Genomic DNA, 6957 nt, shown 5'->3' with positions numbered 1-6957 from the left:
CCTTGCCCAGATAGGTCGCCGGGCGGATGCGCGGCAGGGACAGGCTGATCGCCTCAACCACGTCGAGCTCGATGGCGGCGGCGAGGCCCACCGCCTCGTCGAGGCGCGCATCCGTCGCGCGCACCGCCTCGCTGCGGTTGCCGCCCGATGCGGCCCGCGCGAGGTAGGGGCCGATCACCAGCGTATGGGTCGCGGCGGCGATCTCGCCTTCCGGAGCCGCCATCGCCTGGAGCCGGGCTTCGCCGGAAGTCAAAGTCTCACTCATGCAATTGTCGCGGCCCCTATCCCTGTCCTCGGGAAGTGGGATTTCGTCGGCAACAGAGCAAGAGCGCCTGACGATCAGGCCGTCTCATCTCGGCCGCGAAAGGGGGAAGCTCGCGCGATGGATCGCGCTTATCCGGCGACCTTCTCCGGCGCCGTCTCGTCGGGCTCGAACAATTGCACCGGGTGTCCCGGCATGATCGTCGAGATCGCGTGCTTGTAGACGAGCTGCGAATGGCCGTCGCGGCGCAGCAGCACGCAGAAATTGTCGAACCAGGTCACGACGCCCTGCAGCTTGACGCCGTTGACGAGGAAGATCGTGAGCGGGATCTTGTTCTTGCGAACGTGATTGAGGAACGTGTCCTGAAGATTCTGAGAGCGTTCGGCCGCCATTTTTCTTATCCTTTTTTAATTGTGCCGCCCATCGCGATCGACGGGTCCGCTTCAGTCGCGGCTCCCATCGGCCGCCGTCTCGACTTCGTCCCCTGAACGACAAGCACCACCATTACACGTGCAACGCTGCCGCGATGCAAGAGGATGATGGCGTCCGTCTCCAGCTCAGATGGGTGCCGGCCTCAGGAGCCGATGCCGAGCGACTTCAACTTCCGGTGGAGAGCCGAGCGTTCCATGCCGATGAATTCGGCGGTGCGCGAGATGTTGCCCGAGAACCGCGCGATCTGGGCGATGAGGTACTCGCGCTCGAAGATCTCGCGGGCCTCGCGCAACGCCAGGCTCATCAGCTTCTCGCCACCCGCGCCGTTCGGCGTCGTCGGCACCAGGGCGCCGATCTCGGTGGGGAGCATCTCGGAGGTGACCTCCTGCTCCGGGTCGGTGTGGGTGAGAATCATCAGGCGTTCGACGTTGTTGCGCAGCTGGCGCACGTTGCCGGGCCAGTCGTGCGATTGCAGCACCGCCATGGCGTCCTCGGCGATGCGCCGGCGCGGCAGGCCGGTGGCGCCCGAGATCTGCTCCATGAAGAACGTGATCAGCTCCGGCACGTCCTCGCGGCGCTCGGACAGGGAGGGCACGCGGATCGGCACCACCGAGAGCCGGTGGAACAGGTCTTCGCGAAAACGTCCCCCGGCGATCTCTTCCGCGAGATCCCGCGAGGAGGACGAGATGATCCGCACGTCCACATGCACCCGCGTGGTGCCGCCGACCCGCTGGAAGTTCTGGTCGACGAGCACGCGCAGGATCCGGTTCTGGGTCTCGCGCGGCATGTCGGCGACCTCGTCGATGTAGAGGGAGCCGCCATGGGCCTCCTCCAGGGCGCCGACGCGGCGCACCCGGCCCTCCCCGGCCTCGACGCCGAACAGCTCGGCCTCCATGGTCTCGGGCGTGATGGTCGCCGCGTTGATGACGACGAAGGGGCCGTTCGACCGTGCCGAGGAGGCGTGCAGGGTGCGCGCGGAGAGCTCCTTGCCGGAGCCCGGCGAGCCCAGGATCATCACGCGGGCATTGGTGGGGGCCACGCGCTCGACGGTCTGGCGCAGCTGGTTCACCGCGACCGAGCCGCCGACCATCCGGCTCGCCTGGCCCGAACGGGTCTTGAGGTCGCGGACCTCGCGGCGCAGGCGCGACGTCTCGAGCGCCCGTTCCGCGACCAGGATGAGGCGGTCGGCCTTGAACGGCTTCTCGATGAAGTCGTAGGCCCCCGCCTTGATCGCCGCCACCGCCGTCTCGATGTTGCCGTGGCCGGAGATCATCACGACGGGCAGGTCGGGATGCCCGGCCTTGATCTGGTCGAGCACCTGCAGGCCGTCGAGGCGCGAGCCCTGCAGCCAGATGTCGAGGAAGACGAGGTGGGGCCGGCGCGACTCGATCGCCGCCAGCGCCTCGTCGGAGCCGCCGGCGGTGCGGGTGCGGTGGCCTTCGTCGTCGAGGATGCCGGCGACGAGGTCGCGGATGTCGGCCTCGTCGTCGACGATCAGGATATCGGCGCTCATGTCAGGATCTCCGCGATCTCGGGGCCCGTCGGTGCGGCGCCCTTCTTGTCCGTCGCGGCGGCGTGGCGCCCCCGCTTCTCCTCACTCGTCCCGGCAGGCTGGACGTCGCGAGGAATGCGCATGCGCACCTGCCCGCCCCGGCCCGTCGGGTTGTCGTTCAACTCGATTCCGCCGCCATGTTCCTCGAGCACCTTGCTGACGATGGCGAGGCCGAGCCCGGTGCCCCCCTCGCGGGTCGTCATATAGGGCTCGAGCAGGCGCTGGCGCCCCTCGGCGGGAAAACCCTTGCCGGTATCGGTGACCTCGATCACCGCGAAGGCGTCCTCGACGAGGAGCGCCACGTCGACCCGGCCCTCGCCGCGCTCGGCCTCCGGCACCGCCATCACCGCCTCGACGGCATTCTTGAGGATGTTGGTGATCGCCTGCGACAGGAGGCGGATGTCGAAGGCGGCGATGAGCGGCGTTCCGCCATCCTCGCCCTTGAAGCCGAAGCTGAGATCGGGGTGGGCCACCCGCATCATGAACAGGTTCTGGCGGGCGATCTCGCCGAGGTCGTTCTTCGCGATGGCCGGCTTCGGCATTCGCGCGAAGGACGAGAACTCGTCGACCATGCGCTTGATCTCGTCGACCTGCCGCACGATCGTGGCCGTGCACTGGTCGAACACCTCGCGGTCCTCGACGATGACCTTGCCGTACTTGCGCCGGATGCGCTCGGCCGAGAGCTGGATCGGGGTCAGCGGGTTCTTGATCTCGTGGGCGATGCGGCGCGCCACGTCCGCCCAGGCGGAGGTGCGTTGGGCCGAGACGAGGTCGGTGATGTCGTCGAGGGTCACGACGAAGCCGCGGGTGCCGCCCTGCGCCTGCTCGCTGGTGACCCGCACCGTCACCGTGCGCTCGCGCCCGTCGCGGGTGAGCTGGATCTGCTGCTGCAGGGCGCGCTGGCGGCCCTCCACGCCGTCCGGGAACAGGTTCTGCAGCTCGGGGACGACCTGCGTCAGGGGCTGACCGACGATGTCCTCCGCCCGGACCCCGAGGGTGCGTTCCACCGAGGGGTTGGCGATGGTGACGAGGCCGGCCGCATCGACGCCGATCACCCCCGGCGAGACGCCCGAGAGCACGGCCTCCGTGAACCGCCGCCGGCGGTCGATGAGGTCGCTGGCCGCCATCAGCCCATCGTGCTGGCGGCGCAGCTCCTGGGTCATCTTGTTGAAGCTCTCCCCGAGATGGGCGAGGTCGCCGTCGGTCTTCCGGGCCGGGACCTGGGCGTAGAAGTTGCCGGACGCGACCTGATCGGCGGCGTTGATGAGCCGGCGGATCGGGGCGACGAAGCGGTTGGCGAAGTTGAGGCCGAACCACACCGCCGAGAGCAGCGCGATCAGCGCGATCAGCACGAAGATCGACGCGAAGGTGATCTGGATCGAGCGCTTGAGTGAGTCGTAGGTGAGGTACTCGGCGGCCGCCGCCCGCGACACGCCGGGGAACTCCACCGCGAGCTGGCTCACCTCGCGCTGCACCAGAAGCACGGCCCCGTCATAGGCCGTCATGCGCAGGAGGGCGGCGAAGACGCGTCCTTCCGTCGGCACGAGGCAGATCGGGTCGCTGGATTTGGCCGCCTCCTCGAAGGCGGCGGCCGAGGGCAGGCGGCGCTCCTTGATGATGTCGATCTTGGCGCGCGCCACCACGTCGGTGGGCCCGCGCATGATCTCGGCTACCGGCAGGCCGAGAGCCGTCGCCCGCGTCGTCAGGAAGGTCTGGAACCAGTCCCGGTTGACGTCGAAGTTCGGTCGCGCCCGGGTGAGGTCGTCGGCGAGGATGCGGATCTCGCGGGCGAGACTCTGGCACTGGTTCTCCTGGTAGGCGTCGGCCACCTCCACGGATTTCAGCACCACGTCGCGGACCCTGTCGGTGAAGCCCAGCGACAGCCCCCGGTCGATGGTCACCGCGGCCACCACCGCGAGCAGGACGGTGGGCAGGATCGCGATGAGGCTGAACAGGCCGACGATGCGGGTGTGCAGCCGCGCCACCGCCGCGTTGGCCTTGCGGGCGTGCAGGAAGACCCGCGCCTCCCAGGCGATGATCACCACGAGACTGAGGACCAGGAAGACGTTGATGCCCATCAGCGTGACGCCGACGGTGGGCGTCGGCGTGACCCGGATGACGCCGGCCAGGATCAGGAACGTCGCGATAGCCGAGATCAGGGCGGTGGCGACCACGATGGCGCCGATCCAGCCCGGCCCGCGCGGCGGCGGCTTGATCAGGACTGGCGCCGGTTCCCCGGCCGCGACCCCGCCGACCCCAGGATCGGAGGTCCGATCCGGAGGCTCGCCGGGTTCCTCGGAAGGCCCCGCATTGGTGGAACGTCGAAGCCACGCCATGGCCTGATGCATCGCCACAACAGTGTGGCGAAATTAATACGAATCGGGCTTTCTCGGCCCCTGTCGGATGCCCTGACGTGGCTGCGAAAGGGCCGCGTCCGGCAGCGGATCACGACCGAAGGCGACGCCTGGGTTCAATCGCCCGGCCAAGGATTCGCGACCGGCACACCGAAGGCGGCGAAATCCTCCTCGACCATGGCGTGCTGCCCGCCACCCGGCGAATATCGACCGTTTCGCCGTTCGCTTTTGCAAGCATGGCCATGGCTCGCTAGCGTAGCCAACGCGCGAGCGCTCGCCCACCATTCCCCGGACCCCCACCTCGAGACCCCCATGCCAGATACCCCCGTCTTCGCCTCGGCCGCCGTCGCGGCGCCCCACCACCTCGCGGCCAAGGCCGGCCAGAGCGTGCTCGCGCAAGGGGGCAACGCCATCGAGGCGATGGCGGCGATGGCGGCCGCGATCGCGGTGGTCTACCCGCACATGAACGGCATCGGCGGCGACGGTTTCTGGCTGGTGCGCGAGCCCGGCGGGCGGGTGCGCGGCATCGAGGCCTGCGGGCCGGCCGGCAGCCTGGCGACGATCCCGCGCTATCGTGAGAAGGGCTACGAGACGATTCCCTCGCGCGGGGCCGATGCCGCCGTCACCGTGGCCGGCGCGATCGGCGGATGGCGGCTCGCCCTCGACCTCGCCCAGGCGCTGGGCGGGCGTCTGCCGCTGCCGGTGCTGCTCGCCGACGCGATCCGCCATGCCCGCGACGGGGTGGCGGTCTCGCCTTCGGAGGCGCGCTACGTCCCCAAGGAACTCGACACCCTCCACGACCAGCCGGGCTTCGCCGAGGTCTTCCTCGATTCCGGCAAGCCCTACGCGGCGGGCGCGATGCGCCGCCTGCCCGCCCTCGCCGCGACCCTCGACCAGCTCGCCCATGCGGGGCTCGACGACTTCTACCAGGGCGACATCGCCCGGGAGATCGCCGCCGACCTCGAACGCCTCGGCGCGCCGGTGACGCGGGAGGACCTCAGGGCCTACGCCTCCCGCGAGCGCGCGCCCCTCTCGCTCCGGCGGCGCGACGCGGTGCTCTACAACTTCCCGCCGCCGACCCAGGGGCTGGCGGCCCTGATCATCCTCGGCCTGTTCGAGCGCCTCAAGATCGACCGGCCCGAGACCACGGCGCATTACCACGGGCTGATCGAGGCGACGAAGCGGGCTTTTGCCGTGCGCGACCGCTTCGTCACCGATTTCGACCGGCTCGACGGCGACCCGTCGCGCTTCCTCGAGGCCGGCTTCCTCGACCGCGAGGCCGCGCAGATCGACATGCGGCGCGCCGCGAGCGTTCCCCTGCGCAATCCGGGCGACGGCGACACCGTTTGGATGGGCGCCATCGACGGCCACGGGATGGCGGTCTCCTACATCCAGTCGATCTACTGGGAATACGGCTCCGGCGTGGTGCTGCCGAAGACCGGCATCCACTGGCAGAACCGCGGCACCTCGTTCTCCCTCGACCCCAAGGCGGTGAACCCGCTGGAGCCGGGCCGGCGCCCGTTCCACACCCTGATCCCAGCGCTCGCCTGCTTCGACGACGGCCGGGTGATGTCCTACGGCAGCATGGGCGGCGACGGGCAGCCGCAGTTCCAGGCCCAGATCTTCTCGCGCTACGCCGATTATCGCATGAGCGTCGCCGACGCGGTCGACGCGCCGCGCCTCCTCTACGGGCGGACCTGGGGGGCGGAATCGCTCAGCGTGAAGGTCGAGGACCGGTTCGATCCCGCCTGCATCGCGGCCCTGCGCAGCATGGGCCACGAGATCGAGGAACTCGGGGACGCCTATATCGACTCGCTCGGACATGCCGGCATGCTGGTGCGCCACCCCGGCAACGGACGAATCGAGGCGACCCACGATCCGCGCTCCGATGGCGGCGCCGAAGGGCTGTAAGGGGCGACCATGGCCGACATCGTCACCCAAGCCGAATACTGGAACGGCGAGGCCGGCCGGCGCTGGGCACGCAACCAGCGCGGCATCGACGCGGTGTTCGCGCCGCTCACCGCAGCCCTGTTCCAGGATGCCGCCCTGCGGCCGGACAGCCCCGTCCTCGACGTCGGCTGCGGGGCCGGCGACTGCGCCGTCAGGGCATCGCGCGAACTCGGCGCCCGCGGCCGGGTCGTGGCCGTCGACGTCTCGGCGCCGCTCCTGGCCGTGGCCCGCGAGCGCGCCGCGATCGACGCGCTCGGCGGGGCGCCCATCGCCTTCGTCGAGGCCGACGCGCAGAGCCACGATTTCGGCAGCGCGGTGTTCGAGCACATCATCTCGCGCTTCGGCGTGATGTTCTTCGACGACTCGGTGGCGGCCTTCGCCAACCTGCGCCGCGCCCTGGTGCCGGG

At 69.8% G+C, this 6957-nt stretch carries 5 protein-coding genes and 1 pseudogene; 2 read left to right on the top strand and 4 right to left on the bottom strand.

The window, feature by feature from the left end:
• The 4 genes and pseudogenes from ACFE7U_RS16920 to ACFE7U_RS16905 all read right to left on the bottom strand — a co-directional run.
• Positions 1 to 265 (bottom strand): annotated as a pseudogene (locus ACFE7U_RS16920) (GTPase HflX); the annotation flags it as partial.
• 128 nt (positions 266 to 393) lie between these two features.
• Entirely contained in the window at positions 394 to 654 is a 261-nt protein-coding gene (hfq, locus tag ACFE7U_RS16915) for an RNA chaperone Hfq (protein ID WP_375410880.1), read from the bottom strand.
• Positions 655 to 836: 182 nt separating this feature from the next.
• Entirely contained in the window at positions 837 to 2207 is a 1371-nt protein-coding gene (locus tag ACFE7U_RS16910) for a sigma-54-dependent transcriptional regulator (RefSeq protein WP_375410879.1), read from the bottom strand.
• Positions 2204 to 4582 carry an ATP-binding protein gene (locus tag ACFE7U_RS16905; protein ID WP_375410878.1) on the bottom strand — a complete coding sequence of 793 codons (2379 nt, stop codon included), beginning with the start codon at positions 4580 to 4582 and terminating at the stop codon, positions 2204 to 2206. Before ACFE7U_RS16905 ends, ACFE7U_RS16910 begins: the two co-directional genes overlap by 4 nt.
• Positions 4583 to 4912: 330 nt before the next feature.
• Between ACFE7U_RS16905 and ACFE7U_RS16900 the strand changes: the two genes are divergently transcribed.
• Positions 4913 to 6511, top strand: coding sequence for a gamma-glutamyltransferase family protein (locus tag ACFE7U_RS16900; RefSeq protein ID WP_375410877.1), 1599 nt, complete (start codon positions 4913 to 4915; stop codon positions 6509 to 6511).
• 9 nt (positions 6512 to 6520) lie between these two features.
• Positions 6521 to 6957, top strand: a 437-nt coding sequence (locus tag ACFE7U_RS16895; RefSeq protein ID WP_375410876.1) for a class I SAM-dependent methyltransferase, incomplete at its 3' end; no start/stop codon positions are given.

Origin of the sequence: uncultured Methylobacterium sp. (assembly GCF_964251405.1) — a bacterium.
Taxonomy (GTDB): domain Bacteria; phylum Pseudomonadota; class Alphaproteobacteria; order Rhizobiales; family Beijerinckiaceae; genus Methylobacterium.
Note: the sequence above shows the minus strand (reverse complement) of the source record. Positions and strands in the feature narration are given on the sequence as shown.

Excerpts from the sequence above, each read along its gene's own strand:
- hfq (WP_375410880.1), bottom strand. The coding sequence starts at position 654 with ATGGCGGCCGAACGCTCTCAGAATCTTCAGGACACGTTCCTCAATCAC.
- ACFE7U_RS16910 (WP_375410879.1), bottom strand. The coding sequence starts at position 2,207 with ATGAGCGCCGATATCCTGATCGTCGACGACGAGGCCGACATCCGCGAC.
- ACFE7U_RS16905 (WP_375410878.1), bottom strand. The coding sequence starts at position 4,582 with ATGGCGTGGCTTCGACGTTCCACCAATGCGGGGCCTTCCGAGGAACCC.
- ACFE7U_RS16900 (WP_375410877.1), top strand. The coding sequence starts at position 4,913 with ATGCCAGATACCCCCGTCTTCGCCTCGGCCGCCGTCGCGGCGCCCCAC.